Here is a 22,019-nt window from a genome sequence, read left to right as displayed (position 1 = left end):
TTATAAATGCGGTTTATAAAAGAAGAGAACTGGCGTCTTCCTCATCATTCACAGGCGAATTCATGCGGAAGACTTTACGTATCCAAGTTGTAATGCGATGATATATAATAATAAGAAAGTCTGTTCGGTTAATGTGAAAGACTGTCTGATGTTCATCTGTTCGTTTGGATTTCCATTGCTCGCCGGCACGGCACTCCCGTAAGAGGAATGCAATCCCGATTGCCGTCAGAGCAGGAAGAATAATTGTGAAAAAATCGACTAAGAATAAAACGTCATTTATCGATTCCACAAACATTTTAATCACATCCATTCAGTCCCTTCATTTTACTATATGTACAAGCCGTTGTCTAATGAACGAAAAGGAGATTTGTTTATGCCGGGAAAGAGCCGAATTATTTTCCATATTGATATGAATAGCTTTTATGCATCGGTTGAAATGGCATATGATCCGGCTCTCCGGGGAAAGCCGGTCGCAGTTGCCGGAAACGTAAAGGAGCGAAAGGGCATTGTGGTGACATGCAGCTACGAAGCAAGGGCGCGCGGCGTCAAAACAACGATGCCGGTTTGGCAAGCGAAGCGCCATTGTCCAGAGCTCATCGTTCTTCCGCCGAACTTTGACCGCTATAGAAACTCTTCACGAGCGATGTTTACCATTCTCCGTGAATATACTGACCTGGTGGAGCCTGTCTCCATCGATGAGGGCTATATGGACATGACCGATACACCATACAGCAGCCGGGCTCTGGAGACGGCAAAAGAAATCCAAAGCAGATTGCAAAAAGAGCTGCTGCTTCCGTCAAGCATAGGAATCGCGCCGAATAAATTTCTCGCTAAGATGGCGTCTGATATGAAAAAACCGCTTGGAATTACGATCTTAAGAAAGAGGCAAGTGCCTGATATCCTGTGGCCGCTTCCTGTTGGAGAGATGCACGGAGTCGGCAAAAAGACAGCGGAAAAACTGAAGGGACTCGGCATCCATACAATCGGAGAGCTAGCTGCAGCTGATGAACACTCGCTGAAGCGCCTGCTTGGCATCAACGGTCCGCGCCTTAAAAATAAAGCAAATGGCATTCACCATGCGCCGGTTGACCCGGAGCGCATTTACGAATTTAAAAGCGTCGGCAACTCATCGACACTTTCCCATGATTCCAGTGATGAAGAAGAGCTGTTAGGCGTTTTTAGAAAGCTTGCCGCTTCTGTGAGTGCCCGTTTACAGCGCAAGGAAGTCATGGCTTCGAAGCTTTTTATTATGATTAGATATGCGGATTGGAAAACCATCACAAGAAGCACCACGCTGAGAAACCCGATTGATCAAAAAAACGACATTTTGAAAGAAGCGGAGCACCTCTTTTTTAAACATTGGAGTAAAAATCCTGTCAGGCTGCTTGGCATTACCGGAACGGATTTAGTAGAAAAAGAGCAGGCCTATAAGCAGCTCGATTTGTTCAGCTTTAATGAGGATGCGAAGGATGAGCCCATTCAGCAGATGATGGAAAAGCTGAATAAAAAGTACGGTACCAAACTGATCAGAAAAGGGGCAACATTAAAAAAAGAGGAGAGCAAAACACAGGGAACAAGCTTTAATAAAGATTTTTTTCAAGATGAAAAGAAAAGCTGAATCGCTTGAAAAAAAGGGTGAATGTATGGTAATTTCTTTATTATAAATATCATTTTATTTTAATTTAAATTTTAAAATGATTAAACGTTTGCAGAAGGGACGTTAGAATATGTCAAAACAACAAATCGGCGTTATCGGACTTGCGGTCATGGGTAAAAATCTGGCTTTAAATATCGAAAGCCGGGGATTTTCTGTTTCTGTTTACAACAGATCAAGCAGTAAAACTGAGGAGTTTTTACAGGAGGCAAAAGGAAAAAATGTTGTTGGCACTTACAGCATTGAAGAATTTGTCCAATCCTTGGAAACACCGCGCAAAATCTTATTAATGGTTAAAGCGGGAACTGCAACAGATGCGACAATTCAATCTCTTCTTCCTCATCTAGAGAAGGATGATATTTTAATTGACGGCGGTAATACATACTATAAAGATACACAGCGCCGTAACAAAGAACTCGCTGAAAGCGGCATTCATTTTATCGGAACAGGCGTTTCCGGCGGAGAAGAAGGGGCGCTTAAAGGACCTTCTATCATGCCTGGCGGACAAAAAGAAGCACATGAGCTTGTAAAACCGATTCTTGAAGCCATTTCTGCAAAAGTTGACGGAGAACCTTGTACGACATATATCGGTCCGGACGGCGCCGGCCATTACGTAAAAATGGTGCACAACGGAATTGAATACGGAGATATGCAGCTGATCTCTGAATCATATTTCATTCTGAAACAGGTGCTGGGCCTTTCTGCTGATGAGCTTCACGAAGTTTTCGCTGAATGGAATAAAGGTGAGCTTGACAGCTACTTGATTGAGATTACAGCTGACATCTTTACGAAAAAAGACGAAGAAACAGGCAAACCGCTTGTTGATGTGATTCTTGATAAAGCAGGCCAAAAAGGAACAGGAAAATGGACAAGCCAAAGCGCACTTGACTTAGGTGTTCCGCTTCCGATTATTACTGAATCTGTATTCGCGCGCTTTATCTCAGCTATGAAGGAAGAGCGTGTGAAAGCGAGCGGCCTTCTTTCAGGACCAGAAGTGAAGCCTGTTACAGAAAATAAAGAAGAGCTGATTGAAGCGGTCAGAAAAGCGTTGTTCATGAGTAAAATCTGCTCGTACGCGCAAGGATTTGCCCAAATGAAAGCTGCTTCTGAAGAATACAACTGGGATCTGAAATATGGTGAAATCGCTATGATCTTCCGCGGTGGCTGCATCATTCGCGCGGCATTCCTTCAGAAGATCAAAGAAGCTTACGATCGCGAGCCTGAGCTTGACAACCTGCTTCTTGACAGCTATTTCAAGAATATTGTAGAAAGCTACCAAGGAGCGCTTCGCCAAGTGATTTCACTTGCAGTTGCCCAAGGTGTGCCGGTGCCATCATTCTCAAGCGCATTAGCCTACTATGACAGCTACCGCACAGCCGTACTGCCTGCAAACTTAATCCAAGCACAGCGCGACTACTTTGGCGCTCATACGTATGAGCGTACTGACAAAGAAGGCATCTTCCATACTGAATGGATGAAGTAATCAATAGAAACCCCCGAAGCTCTTAAGCTTTGGGGGTTTTGTTATTAAAGAGATTGTTATACCTTTGTTCAGCGTAAAAAAGCCGAAAATGCTTGTAAACATTTTCGGCTTTTTTCTTCTTATTATATATTCCACCAGTGTAAGCTGTCTTTCGCCAAAAGATCATCAGATTCTTTCGGTCCCATTGAGCCTGATTCATAGTTAGGAGATAAGGTTTTGTTTGCTGCCCATGTTTCAGAAATAGAGTCGACAAAGCTCCAAGAAAGGGCAACTTCATCCCAGTGTGCAAAGTTTGTTGCATCGCCAAGAAGACAGTCGTGAATTAGTTTTTCATATGCTTCAGGGGTGTTCAACTCGTCATTGCAATTGCTGCAATAATCGAGTTTGATTGGCTGTGCGTGTGCTGCTCCGCCAAGCTTTTTAGCATTTAAGTAAAGCGTAATGCCTTCGTCAGGCTGGATATGAATGACAAGCAAGTTCGGATTCATGTTGTTTTCATTACCGTAGTACAGATTCATCGGAATGTCCTTAAATTGAACGACAATTTTTGTGGACTTTTCTTTCATTCGTTTTCCGGTTCTGATGTAGAATGGAACACCAGCCCATCTGAAGTTGTCGATCAAGAGCTTGCCTGCAACAAAGGTTTCTGTATTGGAGTCAGGAGCGACATTATCTTCATCTGTATAAGCAGGAACCGGTACACCGTCAATTTCACCAGCTTGATATTGTCCGCGCACAAAGTATTCATCCACTTCGTCTTTTGCAATAGGACGCAGTGCTCTCAGCACCTTCACTTTTTCGCTGCGGATTTCTTCTGTGTTCAATTTGATAGGCGGCTCCATTGCAAGAAGGGCAACCATCTGCATAATATGGTTTTGCACCATGTCGCGAAGGGCGCCTGATTTTTCGTAATATCTTGCGCGGTCTTCAACGCCTAGTGATTCGCTAGATGTGATTTGAATGTTTGAAATGTAGCGGTTTGTCCAAAGCGGTTCGAAAATCGCATTGGCAAATCGAATCACTTCAATGTTCTGAACCATTTGTTTGCCTAGATAATGGTCGATTCTGTAAATTTGATCTTCCGTAAATGCTTCGCGGATTTCTTTATTCAATGCCTGTGCGCTTGGCAGATCATGGCCGAACGGTTTTTCGATGACAAGGCGGGACCAGCCGGTTGTAGCTGTTACACCCTCTGATTTTAATGTTTTTGCAATCGTTCCGAAGAATTCAGGAGCCATTGCCAAGTAGAACATTCTGTTGTTAGGAATTTGATATGTATCTTCCAGCTGGTTAAGCAATACGTTTAGCTCTTGATAAGAACCAGGGTTTGTCACGTCAAACGGGTGATAGTAAAAATGAGACGTGAAATCATCTATATGCTTATCTGCAGATGAGGAAATGGATGTTTTAACAGTTTGGCGAAGATCCTCATTAGACCAAGGTCTTCTTCCAACTCCTACCACTGCAAACTCTTCTCCGATTTGTCCGTTTTGATATAAACGGTGAATAGACGGATACAATTTTCGTTTTGCTAAATCTCCAGTTGCACCGAATATGACAATTACTGCTTTTGGTTGTTGGTTTGTTTTCACTAAAAGTACCTCACTTTATTCGAAGCTTTATTTTAGTACACCCCGTATATTTCCTTCATTTTAAATCTAAAATTCAACGAAAGCAAACATTTAAGCCCTTTTTTAAGCAGAATGCTGAAAAAATGTTTCTAGCACGAAAGGATTGTTCTTTTCAGAGGCAAGATTCACATTTTGAGCTTGATCCTGTATTCTTGTAGGTATCTGGTTCTAGTAGGAGGAAGGAAACGTGGAATTACTTTTTTTAGGGACGGGAGCCGGCATTCCCGCCAAGGCGAGAAATGTAACGTCGGTGGCATTAAAATTGCTTGAAGAAAGGCGTTCGGTATGGCTTTTTGACTGCGGGGAAGCCACACAGCATCAAATTTTACATACAACGATTAAACCTCGTAAAATAGAGAAAATCTTTATTACACACATGCACGGCGATCATGTATACGGACTTCCGGGGCTTCTGGGGAGCCGTTCCTTTCAAGGCGGAGAGGACGAGCTGACAGTGTACGGACCTAAAGGGATCAAGGCGTTTATTGAAACAAGCCTTGCCGTCACGAAGACCCATTTGACATATCCGCTTGCGGTCCAGGAAATTGAAGAAGGAATCGTGTTTGAGGACGATCAGTTTATTGTCACAGCGGTATCTGTTATTCATGGAGTGGAAGCCTTCGGGTACCGTGTGCAGGAAAAAGACGTACCGGGTTCCTTGAAGGCTGATGTATTAAAAGAAATGAACATCCCGCCCGGACCTGTATATCAGAAAATCAAAAAAGGCGAAACGGTAACGCTTGAAGACGGACGAATCATCAATGGGAATGATTTTCTGGAGCCTCCTAAAAAGGGAAGATCTGTTGTGTTCTCCGGTGATACGAGAGTAAGTGACAAACTAAAAGAGCTTGCGAGGGATTGTGATGTGCTTGTTCATGAAGCAACCTTTGCTAAGGAAGACCGTAAACTTGCTTATGATTATTATCACAGTACAACGGAACAAGCGGCTGTAACAGCGAAAGAAGCAAGAGCGAAGCAGCTCATTTTAACCCATATCAGCGCAAGATATCAGGGAGATGCTTCTTTGGAGCTTCAAAAAGAAGCGGTTGACGTTTTCCCCAATAGCGTGGCGGCATATGATTTCTTAGAGGTAAACGTCCCGCGAGGCTGAAGGCGGAGCTCTTATTTGACAATTTGTGATGACGTTGTATAATAAAACGTAATCATTACGCTTTATAAGGAGATGTTAATTATGAGAGTAAATGTTACTTTAGCCTGCACTGAAACGGGAGACCGAAATTACATCACAACAAAAAATAAACGCACCAATCCAGACCGTTTGGAGCTGAAAAAATATTCACCGCGTTTAAAGAAATATACCCTTCACCGTGAAACAAAATAATATAAAAGACCGGGAATCCCTTACGGCCCGGTCTTTTTTTACGTTAATTGACTGCCTGGTAAAGAGGAGCGGCCTGCTGGCACGCTGCGCACCATACGTCATAAATAGCCAAGTGAACGATATGAGGTTCATCATGATGGATGTTGTGGGAGCTGTTTTTAGCTTGAATCCAGCCGCTTTGGTTAGATAGAGACAATATGCTGCTGTGCAAGTTTTGCCACTCCTGTTCAGCAGCGAATTTCTCAGTCCGTTCTCCTGATGACAACACAAGAAGAGGCATGTTTCCTAAGTGGACTTGCCGCTTTTTGAGCTCCTGCAGACTTTTTGAAAACTCTGCATGTGTGCCCTCAAGCATCATCTTTCTCGTATGTGATTTGTGCATTTCTTCGGGTATAAAGGTAAAGCTGGCGCAATCGCCTAAAGCTGGGTCAAGAAGGACCATGCCGATAATATCATACTTGTTTTTGCAGGCCCATAAACCGGTGATGACAGCTCCGTATGAGTGTGAAACAGCCAAATAAGGAGGTTTTACATCAGCTGCTTTAAGCAAACTCTCCAATTCTTTCACTTGTTGATCAGCTGTTCGTTTAGCTCTGCTTTGCCCGCTTTTTCCTATGCCTGCCCGATCATATGTGAAAATGCCAAATTCATCATCAATGTCCGCCATTAATGGTTTCCACGTCTCAGAAGAAGTACCATAGCCGGCCTCAAAGACAATCGTTACACCGCTTGATCCTTTCCGGTGTTGTGTATGAAACGCACATCCGTCAATTGTATATGTCTTTTCCATCCAAGCTGATTTCATTGGAGTCATCTCCTCTAATTGGTTCTACTAGGGAGACGGAGAACCTTAGCCGATCGTTTCTCTAAAAATAAAAAAAGAGATATCCTCTACAGGATATCTCTTATGGGCATTACCAGCCTCTTTCGTATTGAACAGGGGCCGGAATCTCTGTATTGAGCTGTTTCGCAGCAGTTCTTGCAAAGAATGGATCCCGCAAAAGCTCTCTGCCGATAAAGATGAGGTCGGCACGTCCGTTTTGCAGAATTTCTTCAGCCATTGAACCGTCTGTAATCATGCCGACGGCACCAGTAGCCATGTCCGCCTGTTCACGGATTTTCTCAGCGAAGCTGACCTGATAGCCAGGGAATACGTTAATGTCTGCGTGAACAAGGGCGCCTGAGCTGCAGTCAATTAAGTCAACTCCCTGCTCCTTCATCCATTTTGCAAAACCGATGTGATCGGCAATGTCTAAGCCTTTGTCAGTGTAGTCAGAAGCAGATACACGGACAAATAAAGGACCGTCCCATACTTGTTTGACTTCATCAATGATCTCTCTCAAGAAACGATAGCGGTTTTCAGGTGAGCCGCCGTATTCATCTGTGCGATGGTTGGAAAGCGGAGACAAAAATTCATGAATTAAATATCCGTGCGCCGCATGAATTTCAATCACATCAAAGCCGGCTTCTTTTGCGCGGGCAGCCGCTTGCTTGAACTCCTGAACTGTTTCTTTTACTTTTTCTGCTGACATTTCTACAGGTGTTGCTGATTGTTCATCAAACGCAATCGCCGATGGAGCGAAGATATCTCCTTCAAGCTCAGCTTTACGTCCGGCATGGGCAAGCTGAATGCCGATTTTTGAACCTTGTTCTTTGACCTGCTCAGTCAGTTTGGCAAAGCCTTCAATATGCTCGTCGCTCCAAATGCCTAAGTCTTGGTCAGTGATTCGTCCTTGAGGGTTAACCGCTGACGCCTCTACAATAATCAGTCCGACCTGGCCGATTGCGCGCGATATGTAATGTGCCATGTGGAACGGTGTTAATTTTCCGTCCTTTTCATGAGAAGAATACATGCACATTGGCGACATGACAATGCGGTTTTTTAACGTCATATCTTTAATTGTAATAGGTGTAAATAATTTTCTGGCCATTTCTTTCGCCTCCCGTAAGGTTTTTAGAGATTGATTATATCAAGTCATTTCTTTCCCGTCATATAAACTGCTCAAAAGAACCGCTTTTGTCAAACATTTCTGTATAATAGACGAGAAATCAGTTTATTTTTCAGTATTGAAGCATTTTTATTCATAGGAGGGGCGGAATCAATGAATTGGCAGACGAAGGACGAATTGCTGGCACTTTTAACTTCTCTTGTGCAATACGAAAGCATCACCGGTTCAAAGGGCGAGGCAGCGCTTGCAGAGTATCTTTATTTTATTTTGAAGGACAAGCCCTATTTTCAAAAGCACCCTGATGATGTAACACTTCATCCGATGGACGATGGCAGATCTTTTCTTACGGCTCTAGTCAAAAAGAAGAATGTCAAAAAGACAGTGCTTCTGCTGAGTCATTTTGATGTCGTTGACATAGAAGATTACGGCGAATTTAAACATATGGCTTGCAAGCCTGCTGAGCTTTTGAGCTCCTTTTTAGAGAAAAAAGAGCTGCTCCCGGAACGTGTGAGAAGAGATGCCGAAAGCGGAGACTGGCTGTTCGGAAGAGGGACGATGGATATGAAAGCGGGGCTTTGTGTTCAACTGTCGATGCTGGAGAGGGCAATGAACGGACATTTTGAGGGCAATCTGCTGTTGATAACGGTTCCGGACGAGGAAGTGAATTCAAGAGGCATGATTGAAGCGGTTCCTGCCTTGAAGGAAATGGAGAAAAAGCATGATATCACATTAACCGCTTGCCTGAATGCCGAACCGATGTTTGAAAAATTTCCCGGCGATCAACAGCAATATTTTTATACAGGAAGCATTGGAAAGGTGCTTGCGGGTTTTTTCTGCAAGGGGATTGAGACACATGTTGGAGAGCCGTTTTCAGGCCTAAACGCAAATTTAATGGTATCTGAGATTAACAGTTTGCTTGAACTGAATGCTGATTATTGCGAAAAGGTTGATGGCGAGGTCACTCCGCCGCCGGTAAACTTAATGCAAAAGGACTTGAAAGAGGCATATTCAGTCCAGACACCGCATACAGCTGTCACATTATTTAATGTGCTGTCAATGAAACGCTCAGCTAGTGAGCTGCATCAGATGCTGCTTAAAACAGCAGAACAGGCGGCGGAGGAAATCATGTCGAACGTTCGGAAGAAAACACAGGATTTTCAACAATTTGAGCCATTTCAGCCGATTGAGCGGGATGTCACTGTTTTGACATTTGATGAGCTGGTCTCGCGTGCAAAAAAGCGTGCGGGGATCTCGGAAACAGAGCGGGCTCTAAATTATGCCTTTGCTAACAGGGGCGAGCTTGGAGACAGGGATTTTTCGACGAAAATTGTTTCTGAGCTTGCTTCGCTTTGTAAGGAGGATGCGCCGCTCATCGTTCTGTTTTATAGTCCGCCGCTTTATCCAGCTGTTTCTTCAAAGGATGATCAATTGATCAGAAATACAGCAGATCAGTTAAAGCATTATGCGGCTGAGCGATACGGCATTGCATTAAGGGAGGTTCAGTACTTCCCCGGACTTTCGGACTTGAGTTATCTTCAGCTGGAAAAGCAGGAGGTTGATGCATACTCAAGCAATATGCCGCTCTTCAACAGAGGGTATTCATTGCCAAGCGGTAAAAATCAGGCTTTATATGTCCCAGTTTTAAATGTCGGTCCGGCTGGTAAAGACCCGCATAAATGGACGGAAAGATTGTATATGCCTTATTCCTTTGAAGTGCTTCCCGATTTGCTTTCATTTACGATCTCCGCGCTATTAAAGCAATCAGAATCTGCCGGCCAGCTGCTGCGGGAAAAATAAAAAACAGAAGGCACTGTGCCTTCTGTTTTTGTCCTTACATCTAAGAATGTCTCTCTAAGGCGGCACCGGCAAACTGTTCTTTGATTTCTGCGCTCCGTTTAGCTGTTTCTTCAATACAGTGAATAATTGCTTCTTCAAAGCGGGAGTCCTGTAAAGCGCGAAGACCTGCCTCTGTAGTGCCCCCAGGACTGGTGATTTCTTTACGCAGCTTTTCCGGCTGTTTGCCGCTTTGGAGGAGCATATCTGTTGCCCCTGCCATTGTCTGCAAAATGAGTGCTTTTGCCGTTTCTTTATCTAATCCTACTTTTTGTGCTGCTTTTTCCATCGCCTCAATATAACGATACACGTAGGCCGGGCCGCTGCCTGCAATTGCAGTGACAGCGTCAAGATGCCGCTCCTCAACCAGTGTTGCATCACCGATTGTTTCCAATAGAGCTTTTGCGACAATTATATCATTCTTGCTTGCTTCCGCGCTTACGGAAAATCCGGTTGCTGATTTTCTGATTGCCGCTGATGTATTAGGCATGACGCGAATGACCGCGAGCTTTCTGCCAAAATAATGCTGAATGGTTTCGATGGTAAGGCCTGCAAGTACTGAAATGACAAGCTGGTCCTTGATATACGGCCGGATGCTGTCGATGCTTTCCGCCGCGTCTTTCGGTTTGAAAGCGAGGATAATGATATCGGTGTGAGTGAAAAACTCATTTTTATCTCTGCATGGACGCACGCCGTACGTTTCCTTTAATTCAATCAGACGCTCGTCATTTGAGCGATTTGTAATATAGATATGTTCTGGTTTTGTGATGCCGCTTTGCAAAATGCCGTTGATCATTGCTTCTGCCATTGACCCGGCGCCGACAAATCCTATCTTTTTCATTGATATCCTCCTTCTATCAGAACAACAAAAAAACCTTTTCATCACGTAAAGGACGAAAAGGTTCGCGGTACCACCCTCATTAGCACAAATTGTGCTCAGCTCAAATCCCGTAACGCGGGAAACGTTTAGGTTTTCCTAACCGCGACTTGAGGGCAGGTTCTACAAACAAGCGGGCCGCAACACCTTTCAGCCGGGGGTATCGCTCTCTTAGGCCATTGCCTTGTATACTATTCCTCGTCATAGCGTTCCAATGGTTCTCGTTTTAGTTTGTTGTTCATTATGCAATGGCAGACAAGCTGATGTCAATAGCTTTTTCAAAAAGGTTTGTTCTCATTCAGCAATAATGACACAAGACCGAGAAAAAGCTAAAATATGAATAATGAATGAAGACAAGGAGCGAAAGGATGACAACTGAAGATGTAATTGCGATCCGCGTCCCGACGCCGTTTGCTGTCGGCGATGTTATCGTTTACCTCGTAAAAGGTGATGCGCTGACACTTATCGATGCCGGGCCGAATACAAAAGAGGCTGCCAGAGCCCTACAAGAGCAGCTTGCCGCTGTAAATGTGAAAATATCAGATATCGAGCAGGTTGTACTGACTCACCATCATGCTGACCATGCAGGCTTGCTTGATGTCTTTTCAGATGAAATCGAAGTGATTGGGCATACATTCAACGAACCTTATATCAGCCGAAATCAAGCCTTTATGGATTGGCAAAAACGTTTTTTTCAAAAGCTGCTGCCTGAATTAGGCGTTCCGTTTGATACGGGGAAGGCGGAAAAGCTGATTCGGTCAGCGTACGCATTTTCCTGTACGAGATCTCTGACAAAATCAATCAGAGAAGGTATGGGCATAGATGGGCTTGAGGGCTGGTCTGTGTTGGAGATGCCTGGACATGCTGAATCGCATATCGTTCTGTTCCATGAAAAAAGCGGAAGGATGCTTGGCGGCGATCTACTGCTGGCAAACAGCTCATCTAATCCGATTTTGGAAGCGCCGAAAGCGGGAGACGTCAGGTCAAAGCCTTTAGTGGATTATCAGCGGTCATTGCGAAGGCTGTCTCAACTTGATCCAACAATCGTATTTCCTGGTCATGGCGAGCCTATCACCGGTGTACAAGCGCTGATTGAGAAGCGTTTTGACAAGCAGAGGAACAGGACGGAGGATGTCCGTCGCATGCTGGATGAAAAGCCGATGACCGCTTTTCAGGTCTGTCAGCAGCTTTTTCCTGCTGTATATGAAAAAGAATTGTTTTTAACGATGTCAGAAACGGCAGGTCATCTTGATGTGTTAGAGGCTGAAGAAGCCATCACGTCATATTGGGAAGGAAATACCGCATACTTTAAAACAATGAAGAGGTGAAATGGGTGAAACATATAGCGGGAAAAAGGATTTGGATAACCGGCGCTTCAGGAGGGCTTGGTGAAAGAATCGCATACTTATGCGCGGCTGAAGGAGCCCATGTCCTGCTGTCGGCTAGACGCGAGGATCGTTTGATAGAAATCAAAAGGAAAATAACCGAGGAATGGAGCGGACAGTGTGAGATTTTTCCTCTGGATGTCGGCCGCCTAGAGGATATCATCCGGGTCCGCGATCAGATCGGCTCGGTTGATGTACTGATTAACAATGCAGGCTTCGGTATATTTGAAACGGTTTTAGACTCTACATTGGATGACATGAAAGCGATGTTTGATGTGAATGTCTTCGGCCTGATCGCCTGTACAAAAGCGGTGCTTCCGCAAATGCTTGAGCAAAAAAAGGGCCATATCATCAATATCGCCTCTCAAGCGGGGAAAATCGCAACACCGAAGTCGAGCCTGTATTCCGCGACCAAACATGCCGTGTTAGGTTACTCAAACGCTTTGCGGATGGAGCTTTCGGGAACCGGCATTTATGTGACAACAGTCAACCCGGGACCGATTCAGACGGACTTTTTTTCCATTGCTGATAAAGGCGGGGACTACGCCAAAAATGTCGGCCGCTGGATGCTTGATCCTGATGACGTGGCAGCTCAAATTACAGCTGCAATTTTTACGAAAAAGCGGGAGATCAATCTTCCGCGTTTAATGAATGCCGGCACTAAGCTGTATCAGCTGTTTCCAGCTCTTGTAGAAAAGCTGGCAGGACGCGCGCTCATGAAAAAATAATGATAGAACTGCCTGTGGTGGAGTGGCTTGTTTCTCACGAGGCAGTTTTTGATAGTGGAAGGGAGAGATTGTTGAATGTCATTTCATTCAGAAGTCCTTCATGCTCTGCTTAAAGATCTGTTTATTCAGAAACTGATTGATGCAGAGCCTGTATTCTGGGAAAATTCGGGCAAGAAAGAGGGGCCAATACCCCGTGCAGATGAGTGGGCAACCGAGATAGCGGAAGCGGAAAAAAGAATGCGGCGGTTTGCACCTTACATTGCCGAGGTGTTTCCTGAGACGAAAGGCGCTAAAGGAATCATCGAGTCTCCGCTTTTTGAGGTGCAGCATATGAAGGAAAAGCTGGAAGCAACATATCAGCAGCCATTTCCGGGAAGATGGCTTTTAAAGTGCGACCATGAGCTTCCGATTTCAGGATCGATTAAAGCGAGGGGCGGGATTTATGAAGTGTTAAAGCATGCTGAAAATCTCGCGCTTCAAGAAGGGATGCTTCAGGAAACCGATGATTACCGCATCTTACAGGAAGAGCGGTTTGCCGGGTTTTTCTCCCGCTATTCGATTGCTGTCGGTTCGACAGGAAATCTAGGTTTAAGCATCGGCATCATCGGCGCGGCACTCGGGTTTCGTGTGACAGTGCATATGTCCGCCGATGCTAAGCAGTGGAAAAAGGATCTCCTCCGCCAAAAGGGAGTCACTGTTATGGAGTACGAAACAGATTACAGCGAAGCAGTGAACGAAGGGAGACGGCAGGCGGAACAAGATCCATTCTGTTATTTTATTGATGATGAATATTCTCGACAGCTGTTTTTAGGATATGCTGTTGCCGCAAGCCGATTAAAAACACAGCTTGACTGTATGAATATAAAGCCAAGTCTTGAGACGCCCTTGTTTGTGTATCTGCCGTGCGGAGTCGGCGGAGGACCGGGCGGTGTAGCATTTGGGCTGAAGCTTTTATACGGAGATCATGTTCATGTGTTTTTCGCAGAACCAACTCATTCACCTTGTATGCTGTTAGGGCTTTATTCAGGACTTCACGAGAAGATCTCCGTCCAGGATATCGGCCTGGATAATCAGACGGCTGCTGACGGACTTGCCGTAGGGAGGCCGTCAGGATTTGTCGGCAAGCTGATTGAACCGCTTCTGAGCGGCTGTTATACGGTAGAGGACAATACGCTTTATACTTTGCTTCATATGTTGGCTGTATCTGAAGATAAATATTTAGAGCCCTCTGCTCTTGCCGGCATGTTCGGGCCGGTTCAGCTTTTTACGACAGAAGAGGGAAGGCACTATGCTCAGAAATATAAGATGGAACATGCCGTACATGTCGTCTGGGGAACGGGAGGAAGCATGGTTCCAAAAGATGAAATGGCTGCGTATAACCGAATCGGTGCTGATTTGCTAAAAAAACGAAATGAAAAATAAGCAGACAGTAAAAAGGTTTTCCGTTACAATCTTTGTAAGGGTTTTAACCTACAGAGAGTCAGGTGTAAACAGTGAAAAATAAAGAACTTAACTTACATACTTTATATACACAGCACAATCGGGAGTCTTGGTCTGGTTTTGGGGGGCATTTGTCGATTGCTGTATCTGAAGAAGAGGCAAAAGCTGTGGAAGGATTGAATGATTATCTATCTGTTGAAGAAGTGGAAACGATCTATATTCCGCTTGTTCGCTTGCTTCATTTGCATGTCAAGTCTGCGGCTGAACGCAATAAGCATGTCAATGTTTTTTTGAAGCACCCACATTCAGCCAAAATTCCGTTTATTATCGGCATTGCCGGCAGTGTCGCAGTCGGAAAAAGCACGACGGCGCGGATCTTGCAGAAGCTGCTTTCGCGTTTGCCTGACCGTCCAAAAGTGAGCCTTATCACGACAGATGGTTTTTTATTTCCTACTGCCGAGCTGAAAAAGAAAAATATGATGTCTAGAAAAGGGTTTCCTGAAAGCTATGATGTAAAGGCGCTGCTTGAGTTTTTGAATGACTTAAAATCAGGAAAGGACAGCGTAAAGGCCCCGGTGTATTCCCATCTAACCTATGACCGCGAGGAAGGTGTGTTTGAGGTTGTAGAACAGGCGGATATTGTGATTATTGAAGGCATTAATGTTCTTCAGTCGCCCACCTTGGAGGATGACCGGGAAAACCCGCGTATTTTTGTTTCCGATTTCTTTGATTTTTCGATTTATGTGGATGCGGAGGAAAGCTGGATTTTCACTTGGTATTTAGAGCGTTTTCGCCTTCTTCGGGAAACTGCTTTTCAAAATCCTGATTCATATTTTCATAAATTTAAAGACTTGTCCGATCAGGAGGCTGACGAGATGGCAGCCTCGATTTGGGAGAGTGTCAACCGGCCGAATTTATATGAAAATATTTTGCCGACTAAATTCAGGTCAGATCTCATTTTGCGTAAGGGAGACGGGCATAAGGTCGAGGAAGTGCTGGTAAGGAGGGTATGAAATTGTGCATCATATTGAACTGTATGTCTCTGATTTGGAGGCGTCTAGGCGGTTTTGGGGCTGGTTCTTAAAAGAACTTTGCTATAAAGAGTATCAAAAATGGAGCTCAGGCATCAGCTGGAAGAAAGATCGTTTTTACCTAGTGATTGTGCAGGCGAAAGAGCCATTTCTAGAGCCGGAATACCATAGATGCCGAGTCGGTCTGAACCATATCGCATTTCATGCTGAATCCAAGCTTCAAGTCGATCAGATGACTGAAAAATTGACGGCAAAAGGCTATCGTGTGTTGTACCGAGACAGGCATCCTTTTGCCGGAGGAGACGGGCATTATGCAGTCTTTTGTGAGGATCCAGACCGGATTAAGGTAGAGCTCGTTGCCCCAAGCTGTTAATCGTGATCTTCGGACAGGCTGTTCAGCTTTTTCTCAATGCGATCCAGCTGCGCTTTTCGGTTTTTCGCATACTTGAAGCCTGTAACAGCCGCAAAGACGACAGCGGCAAATATAATAAATACAAACAGCTGAAACATCACATCACCTATATTCATGTTCTTCACCTCATGTTTGCGGGAGAGATTCATTCTCTTCCGTTTTTTATTTAAAGCGGCTTTTCCAGACGGGAACGGTGTTTTGTGGTCTCCATTTTCATTTGCCGATAGGCGAACGCTAAAAATGGCAGGCCGAGCAGGGTAATGCCGCTCAGGACAGAAAAAATATAAATCGGCCGGCCAGCGCCAAACAGGTCTATACATATCCCCCCGACCCAAGGGCCGATGACGTTTCCGAGCTGTGAAAAACCGATTGCCCCGAAATAAGTGCCTTTTAATCCTGGTTTTGCAATCTGGTCTACATACAAATCCATCATAGAGAATAAAAGCACTTCGCCGATTGTAAATGTGATGACAATCATCACAATTGATGGAACACCGTGTGATACGGTGAAAATGGCCATGCTGATGCTAACCATCACATTACCGAGCATCAGAGAACAAAGCGGCGAAAACCGTTTTGCAAAATGGACAATGGGAAATTGCGTCGCCAACACAACGATTGCGTTTAATGTCAGCATCAGCCCATACAGCTTCGTTCCATTGCCGATCAAGGGGTTCTGCGCCATATACTGAGGGAATGTGGAACTGAATTGTGAGTAGCCGAAGGTGCATAGCGTAATGCCGACCAAAGCAATGGTAAAAAGATAATCCTTTTGCGTGACCATAAACGCTTCCCGCACGCTCATATTTCGGGACTGGGCTGGTGCTGATAAGGATGGATGTTTTTTAAATTGGAGGGCAAGCACAATTCCGTATAGTCCGTAAATGACTGCAGGCACCAAAAAGGGCGTAGTCGATTGCGATGAGCCGAAATATAGGCCAAGCACAGGTCCGAAGACAACGCCGATATTAATAGCCGCATAGCGTAAATTAAAAACTAGCAGTCTCGTTTTTTCTTCTGTCATATCAGAAAGCAAGGCCTTTGAAGCGGGCTCAAACAGTGATTTGCAAAGACCGTTTAATGCGTTTACTACAAAAAACACCCAGAGATGAGATGCTGCCGCAAAGCCTGCAAATACCAGCATCCATCCGAAAATCGATACAAGCATCATGTTTTTTCTGCCGAATTTATCTGAGATATATCCGCCGTAAAAGCTTGCGAGGATGCCGACTGATGAGCTCGCGGCGATGACCAGCCCTGCATAGGAAGCTGATGCGCCTTGGACGGCTGTCAAATAAATCGCTAAAAAAGGAATGCTCATCGATGTTGCCATTCTGCCGAAAATGGTTCCGATTATAATTGTCCAGCTGATCGGGTGGATGTCTTTCCATTTCTTCATGAATTATATTCTCTCCTGTATGTATGATCTTTCTCTATCATATATGAAAAAATTTCCTTCTCCAATAGATCGTTCAAAATATTTCGTTTTTGACATGTAGTATGCCTGATTGTATGGATGGCAATATACTATGCGTTGAGGATGCGTGTGGCTGACGGGGTTGACATCTTGAAATTGAAGAAGGAAAATGACGGGATGTCCGATGAAAAGCAAAGCGATTGGTCAGTGAGAGTGTGTTAGTTTAAGCCGCCAGAACGTGGATCATATCGGCAGTGAAACCGGATATGAGATCAAGATGTACGCTGAAAACCGGCATGGGCCGCATGACAGAACAAGAGAGCACATCTCTTCGAAAAAGTGTATACGCGTGATCATGGACAGCTTATTCCGTTTTGCGCGAGTTCTGAGGGGGAATTTTACGCCAGGCCATATGAATCTATGGAGCGTGAGAAAATCCTGCTTTTTCTGTAAGCCTGAGACTGTTTATTTGTTTCAGGCGGTGTTTTCAAAGGGAAGCCGCATCAGCGGCTGAAAGAACTGACAGTCATGCGTTTAAGAGAACAGGCCTTGGTTTGTGACATAGTCATAAATGATATCTTCTATATGCGCATGCAAATCCTCATCTGGTTCTTCAATCCGTCTCTCTTGTAGAGCCGCTTTCAGGCTTTGTTTTTCATACGGGCTTAACGGATCTATAGCAACGTTTCTGCCGTATTGCCGCAATGCCTGTTCCATCATTTTTTCGACAAATTTCTCCATCATGACTCTCCTATCCTTATGCTTCGCTTTTATTCTACTAAATGTTTTTCTTCTCTCAAACCCTTGGATCATATTTTCTGTCAGACAAGAATCATTTACCAGTATAAAACGAACATACTTTCGCATATAATGAAAAACGAACATAAGTTCTTTTTAGAGGTGTGTATGATGAAAGAAAAAGTGATTTTTCTCGTTGACATGCAATCGTTTTATGCATCTGTAGAGAAAGCGGAAAATCCATATTTGAAAAATAAGCCCGTCATTGTTTCGGGTGACCCTGAAAAAAGGGGCGGAGTCGTACTGGCTGCCTGCCCGCTGGCGAAACAAAAGGGTGTGGTGAATGCTTCACGGCTGTGGGAGGCGCAGGAAAAGTGTCCTGAGGCTGTTGTGCTCCGGCCGCGTATGCAGCGGTATATTGATGTATCACTGCAAATTACGGCCATTCTCGAGGAGTATACAGACCTTGTGGAGCCTTATTCTATCGATGAACAGTTCATGGACATTACAGGCAGCCAGAAGCTGTTTGGGACGCCGATGGAGATCGCGAAAAGCATTCAGGGCAGAATCATGCGGGAGATCGGCGTTTATGCACGGGTCGGAATCGGCCCTAACAAAGCGCTGGCCAAAATTGCGTGTGACAATTTTGCCAAAAAGAATACGAACGGCATTTTTACCTTAACGAAAGAAAATATGAAAACCGAAATGTGGCCGCTCCCGGTGGGCAGCATGTTTGGCGTCGGGAGCCGCATGAAGCATCATTTAAATCGAATGGGCATCAGCACGATCGGCGGGCTCGCGGCTTTTCCGCTCGATCTTTTAAAAAAGAAATGGGGCATTAACGGCCACGTGCTGTGGATGACGGCAAACGGAATCGACTATTCCCCTGTGTCAACTTCGTCTCTGGACGGGCAAAAGGCGATAGGCCATGGAATGACTCTCCCGAGAGACTACGAACACTTTGACAAAGAAATCAAGGTCGTATTGCTTGAGCTGAGTGAAGAAGTGTGCAGGCGAAGCCGAAACGCCGGGGTCATGGGGCAGACGGTGTCAGTGAGCTGCCGGGGTGCTGATTTTGATTGGCCGACGGGCTTCAACCGGCAAGTGAAGCTGGCAGAGCCGACTAATTCTACGCAGGATGTATATGAGGCTGTACGCCGGCTGTTTCTTACATTTTGGGACGGGAAACCTGTCCGCCGTCTCGGTGTCAATCTGTCTCAGCTCTCATCTGATGACATATGGCAGCTCAATTTATTTCAGGATTATGCAAAGAAAATGAGCCTAGGCTATGTGATGGACGGCATTAAAAATCGATTCGGCGACACAGCAATCATCAGGGCGGCGTCACTGACAGCGGCAGGCCAGGCATTTGAACGTGCGGCTAAAATAGGGGGGCATTATAAATGAACGATCATTTAAAAAGGGGCAACCTGCTGTGGGAAGGGAGCAGGATGTTTCTGCCGGAACATAAGCAAAGCCTGCTGGAGAGAAAGCGGCTTAAACAGAAGCTGCAGAAGCCGATCCTTGACCCCGATAAGCTGGAAGAGATGAATCAAACGCTTTGTGCCGCGATGGAGTTCGCTCAGGATATCACTGTGAGCTGCTTTCAGGACGGTGAGATTGTCCGCTGCACCGGGAAGATCTGCCGGTATGAAGAGTTTGAAAAAGCAGTATGGATAAAAGGAGACGAGGATCAGCTTTATAAGCTGAAACTTGATCAAGTGCTTGATATTGTGCTGTAAAGTCTCTCCTCCTGCTTGGGGGAGAAATAGGTTTAAAATGATCAAACATTGTTCCCTAGGCAGTCTGGAAACGTATAATACAGGAAAGAAGGCATTTACAATTCCAGCCAGGCAAAATATAATTTTTATATTGTGAGAAAAAGAGCTGACATTCGTTTTGCCAGACGGAGGGAGATCAAATCGTAATGGATATTCGAACAATCATGTCTTCAGATTATGAAATGGTAACGTCTGTACTGAATGAATGGTGGGGCGGCAGACAGCTGAAAGAAAAATTGCCGAGACTATTTTTTGAGCATTTTCAGGACACAAGCTTTATTACATCCGAACATAACAGCATGACGGGATTTTTAATCGGATTTCAATCGCAATCGGATCCTGAAACGGCGTACATTCATTTTTCCGGTGTGCATCCGGATTTCAGAAAAATGCAAATTGGGAAACAATTGTATGATGTATTTATCGAAACAGTAAAACAAAGAGGCTGCACCCGGGTAAAGTGCGTCACTTCACCTGTGAATAAGGTATCAATCGCATATCACACAAAATTGGGGTTTGATATTGAAAAGGGCACCAAGACGGTAAATGGCATCTCAGTGTTTGCAAACTATGATGGCCCAGGCCAAGACAGGGTACTGTTTGTCAAAAACATATGAGGGGGAAATATGATGAATTTTTTATCAAAAACACCTGAGCCTCCTTACTATGCAGTCATTTTTTCTTCTGTCAAAAGCGAAAATGACACAGGATATGGAGAAACAGCGGAGCGGATGGTATCGCTTGCGGCGGATCAGCCTGGATTTTTAGGCGTGGAAAGCGTACGTGAAGCGGATGGAAGGGGCATCACAGTTTCCTATTGGGACAGTATGGACGCAATTAACCATTGGAGGCATCACACTGAACATCAAGCAGCAAAAGAAAAAGGAAAAAGCGTTTGGTACGAGTCGTATGCAGTCCGCGTCGCAAAAGTCGAGAGACAGCGGCTGTTTCAGGAGAACACGAATGATTGAATTTCTCCAGCATAAGGAAGCCACGATAGCGCGTGAGATTTTAGCCGTACAGATCCCCGCCTACATAAAGGAAACAGAGATTATCGGTTTTGACGGTATTCCCGCTTTACAAGAGAAGGTGAAGGATATTCAAGCATCCCATGAACGGTTTGCGGGATATCGGAAAAACGGCAAGCTGATCGGTGTCATTTCATATGAGAAAAACATGCATCATCTCACCATTTGCAGGCTTGTTGTGCATCCTGACGGTTTCAGAAAAGGAATTGGACGAGCACTTCTGCAATTTGTCATTGATCATAATGAAGACGCTGAGAAAATCGAAGTAGTCACAGCCGAGAACAATACCCCGGCCGTGTCACTCTATACACAGGCTGGATTCCAAAAGGCAGAAACCGTCAAAGCAGCGCAGGGTCTATTGCTGTCGGTCTTTCATTTGTATCCGAAAAGAAAAGTTGAGGTCGTTCTCTACAACGAAAAATGGGCAGAATGTTTCGATGAAGAAAAAGAACGGCTGAAACTTGTGTTCGGGCCGGAGATTATCGCTGTTCATCACATCGGAAGCACATCAATACCGAACATGGCAGCGAAGCCAATCATTGATATGTTAATTGAAGTCAGAAGCATTGAAGCCGTGAGCCAATTTGATGAACAAATGAAGGCTAACGGCTATACACCAAAAGGTGAGAACGGCATAGCGGGCAGGCGTTATTTCCAAAAGGGCGGAAATAAACGCACTCATCATGTCCATATGTACGAACAGGGAAACCCTGCTATTGAAAGGCATCTGTTATTCAGAGATTATCTCAGAGCTCATCCAAGCATAGCGAAAGAATACGCCATTCTCAAAAAACGGCTGGCGGCCCAGCATCCTGACAGCATCAATCAGTACATACAAGGGAAAGATGAGTGGATCAAGACTGCAGAAGAAAATGCGAAGCGGTGGAAAAAAGGCAGAAACAATGCGAATGGCAGTGTTGTATGCTACAATAGCGAAAATGATGAAAACGGGGGTTTCACCTTATGAACATACATGTGACAGATGCAGCAAAACAGGCACTGCAGCAGGCGTTTGACGCCAACCCGGGGAAAAAAGCCCAGCTTCGTTACGATGCAGAAGGATGCGGCTGCGCGGTAAGCGGTGTCCCGACAATCTGGCTGGCAGAAGAATTAACGGGACAGTGCGAGCAGCTGGAAACGAACGGCATTCCGCTGTATATCCAATCGTCACAAAAAGTGTTTTTTGACGATCAAATGACGATCGATTACAATGAAAAAGCCAAAACATTGGCGCTGAAAAGCCCGGCTGAAATGCTCAGCCCCAGAATGAGCATATTAGTAAAGTAGGAG

General features: G+C 44.9%; 24 protein-coding genes. 16 read left to right on the top strand and 8 right to left on the bottom strand.

What is annotated here, in order from left to right:
• Positions 1-13: 13 nt before the first annotated feature.
• Complete coding sequence (gene mifM / locus QF06_RS10130) at positions 14-301, bottom strand: membrane protein insertion/folding monitor MifM (RefSeq protein WP_080351490.1); 288 nt, start codon at positions 299-301, stop codon at positions 14-16.
• Between the two features lie 72 nt (positions 302-373).
• Here mifM and QF06_RS10125 point away from each other — a divergent pair, with 72 nt between their 5' ends.
• Entirely contained in the window at positions 374-1,618 is a 1,245-nt protein-coding gene (locus QF06_RS10125) for a DNA polymerase IV (protein WP_043940162.1), read from the top strand.
• 109 nt (positions 1,619-1,727) lie between these two features.
• On the top strand, positions 1,728-3,137 hold the full coding sequence (gene gndA / locus QF06_RS10120; RefSeq protein WP_003230365.1) for an NADP-dependent phosphogluconate dehydrogenase: 1,410 nt from the start codon (positions 1,728-1,730) through the stop codon (positions 3,135-3,137).
• Between the two features lie 122 nt (positions 3,138-3,259).
• On the opposite strand, the gene zwf is transcribed toward gndA, so the two are convergent.
• Positions 3,260-4,729 carry a glucose-6-phosphate dehydrogenase gene (gene zwf / locus QF06_RS10115; protein WP_021479978.1) on the bottom strand — a complete coding sequence of 490 codons (1,470 nt, stop codon included), beginning with the start codon at positions 4,727-4,729 and terminating at the stop codon, positions 3,260-3,262.
• 226 nt (positions 4,730-4,955) lie between these two features.
• Here zwf and rnz point away from each other — a divergent pair, with 226 nt between their 5' ends.
• Together rnz and rpmG are read left to right on the top strand one after the other, a co-directional pair.
• Positions 4,956-5,879, top strand: coding sequence for a ribonuclease Z (gene rnz, locus QF06_RS10110; RefSeq protein ID WP_014477267.1), 924 nt, complete (start codon positions 4,956-4,958; stop codon positions 5,877-5,879).
• A gap of 81 nt (positions 5,880-5,960) precedes the next feature.
• Positions 5,961-6,110: a 50S ribosomal protein L33 gene (gene rpmG, locus QF06_RS10105; protein WP_003226511.1), complete on the top strand. Its 150-nt coding sequence runs from the start codon at positions 5,961-5,963 to the stop codon at positions 6,108-6,110.
• Between the two features lie 43 nt (positions 6,111-6,153).
• Here rpmG and QF06_RS10100 read toward each other — a convergent pair whose 3' ends face one another.
• Together QF06_RS10100 and namA are read right to left on the bottom strand one after the other, a co-directional pair.
• Entirely contained in the window at positions 6,154-6,915 is a 762-nt protein-coding gene (locus tag QF06_RS10100; protein WP_014477266.1) for an alpha/beta fold hydrolase, read from the bottom strand.
• A 109-nt stretch (positions 6,916-7,024) separates the two neighbouring features.
• Positions 7,025-8,041: an NADPH dehydrogenase NamA gene (gene namA / locus QF06_RS10095; RefSeq protein WP_003230377.1), complete on the bottom strand. Its 1,017-nt coding sequence runs from the start codon at positions 8,039-8,041 to the stop codon at positions 7,025-7,027.
• A 171-nt stretch (positions 8,042-8,212) separates the two neighbouring features.
• Between namA and QF06_RS10090 the strand changes: the two genes are divergently transcribed.
• Positions 8,213-9,856, top strand: coding sequence for a M20/M25/M40 family metallo-hydrolase (locus tag QF06_RS10090; protein ID WP_043940161.1), 1,644 nt, complete (start codon positions 8,213-8,215; stop codon positions 9,854-9,856).
• Positions 9,857-9,896: 40 nt separating this feature from the next.
• Here QF06_RS10090 and proC read toward each other — a convergent pair whose 3' ends face one another.
• Positions 9,897-10,733 carry a pyrroline-5-carboxylate reductase gene (proC, locus tag QF06_RS10085; protein ID WP_043940160.1) on the bottom strand — a complete coding sequence of 279 codons (837 nt, stop codon included), beginning with the start codon at positions 10,731-10,733 and terminating at the stop codon, positions 9,897-9,899.
• Positions 10,734-11,137: 404 nt separating this feature from the next.
• Here proC and QF06_RS10080 point away from each other — a divergent pair, with 404 nt between their 5' ends.
• The 5 genes from QF06_RS10080 to QF06_RS10060 all read left to right on the top strand — a co-directional run bounded on the left by QF06_RS10080 (position 11,138) and on the right by QF06_RS10060 (position 15,726).
• The gene (locus tag QF06_RS10080; RefSeq protein ID WP_043940159.1) at positions 11,138-12,097 is read left to right on the top strand and encodes an MBL fold metallo-hydrolase; all 960 of its coding nucleotides are present in this window, start codon (positions 11,138-11,140) and stop codon (positions 12,095-12,097) included.
• Between the two features lie 5 nt (positions 12,098-12,102).
• Positions 12,103-12,882 carry an SDR family oxidoreductase gene (locus tag QF06_RS10075; protein WP_043940158.1) on the top strand — a complete coding sequence of 260 codons (780 nt, stop codon included), beginning with the start codon at positions 12,103-12,105 and terminating at the stop codon, positions 12,880-12,882.
• 75 nt (positions 12,883-12,957) lie between these two features.
• Complete coding sequence (dsdA, locus tag QF06_RS10070; protein WP_043940157.1) at positions 12,958-14,304, top strand: D-serine ammonia-lyase; 1,347 nt, start codon at positions 12,958-12,960, stop codon at positions 14,302-14,304.
• A gap of 71 nt (positions 14,305-14,375) precedes the next feature.
• A complete protein-coding gene (gene coaA / locus QF06_RS10065) occupies positions 14,376-15,335 on the top strand; it encodes a type I pantothenate kinase (RefSeq protein WP_043940156.1) in 960 nt (319 codons plus the stop codon).
• 4 nt (positions 15,336-15,339) lie between these two features.
• Positions 15,340-15,726 (top strand): VOC family protein, encoded by a 387-nt coding sequence (locus QF06_RS10060; RefSeq protein WP_082044607.1) that lies wholly within the window; start codon positions 15,340-15,342, stop codon positions 15,724-15,726.
• Here the strand turns inward: QF06_RS10060 and QF06_RS22020 are convergent.
• From QF06_RS22020 to QF06_RS10050, 3 genes are all read right to left on the bottom strand, one after another.
• Positions 15,723-15,881: a hypothetical protein gene (locus QF06_RS22020; RefSeq protein WP_004398585.1), complete on the bottom strand. Its 159-nt coding sequence runs from the start codon at positions 15,879-15,881 to the stop codon at positions 15,723-15,725. The genes QF06_RS10060 and QF06_RS22020 overlap by 4 nt on opposite strands.
• 50 nt (positions 15,882-15,931) lie before the next feature.
• Entirely contained in the window at positions 15,932-17,164 is a 1,233-nt protein-coding gene (locus tag QF06_RS10055; protein WP_029317950.1) for an MDR family MFS transporter, read from the bottom strand.
• 552 nt (positions 17,165-17,716) lie between these two features.
• Positions 17,717-17,923 carry a YqzH family protein gene (locus tag QF06_RS10050; protein WP_043940154.1) on the bottom strand — a complete coding sequence of 69 codons (207 nt, stop codon included), beginning with the start codon at positions 17,921-17,923 and terminating at the stop codon, positions 17,717-17,719.
• A gap of 165 nt (positions 17,924-18,088) precedes the next feature.
• On the opposite strand from QF06_RS10050, the gene QF06_RS10045 reads away from it, so the two are divergent.
• From QF06_RS10045 to QF06_RS10020, 6 genes are all read left to right on the top strand, one after another.
• Positions 18,089-19,327 (top strand): DNA polymerase IV, encoded by a 1,239-nt coding sequence (locus QF06_RS10045; protein WP_072175567.1) that lies wholly within the window; start codon positions 18,089-18,091, stop codon positions 19,325-19,327.
• On the top strand, positions 19,324-19,662 hold the full coding sequence (locus QF06_RS10040; RefSeq protein WP_014477255.1) for a YolD-like family protein: 339 nt from the start codon (positions 19,324-19,326) through the stop codon (positions 19,660-19,662). The genes QF06_RS10045 and QF06_RS10040 overlap by 4 nt, the downstream gene beginning before the upstream one ends.
• Positions 19,663-19,847: 185 nt before the next feature.
• On the top strand, positions 19,848-20,318 hold the full coding sequence (locus QF06_RS10035) for a GNAT family N-acetyltransferase (RefSeq protein ID WP_015251768.1): 471 nt from the start codon (positions 19,848-19,850) through the stop codon (positions 20,316-20,318).
• A 9-nt stretch (positions 20,319-20,327) separates the two neighbouring features.
• On the top strand, positions 20,328-20,672 hold the full coding sequence (locus QF06_RS10030; RefSeq protein ID WP_043940152.1) for an antibiotic biosynthesis monooxygenase family protein: 345 nt from the start codon (positions 20,328-20,330) through the stop codon (positions 20,670-20,672).
• Positions 20,665-21,696 (top strand): bifunctional GNAT family N-acetyltransferase/GrpB family protein, encoded by a 1,032-nt coding sequence (locus tag QF06_RS10025; RefSeq protein ID WP_043940151.1) that lies wholly within the window; start codon positions 20,665-20,667, stop codon positions 21,694-21,696. Before QF06_RS10030 ends, QF06_RS10025 begins: the two co-directional genes overlap by 8 nt.
• Entirely contained in the window at positions 21,693-22,016 is a 324-nt protein-coding gene (locus tag QF06_RS10020) for an iron-sulfur cluster biosynthesis family protein (RefSeq protein WP_003226552.1), read from the top strand. The genes QF06_RS10025 and QF06_RS10020 overlap by 4 nt, the downstream gene beginning before the upstream one ends.
• The last annotated feature ends 3 nt before the right edge of the window (positions 22,017-22,019 follow it).

It is taken from the genome of Bacillus sp. YP1 (assembly GCF_000877815.1).
Lineage (GTDB): Bacteria > Bacillota > Bacilli > Bacillales > Bacillaceae > Bacillus > Bacillus subtilis.
The sequence above is the reverse complement of the archived record's forward strand: the minus strand, read 5'-3'. Positions and strand labels throughout refer to the sequence as shown.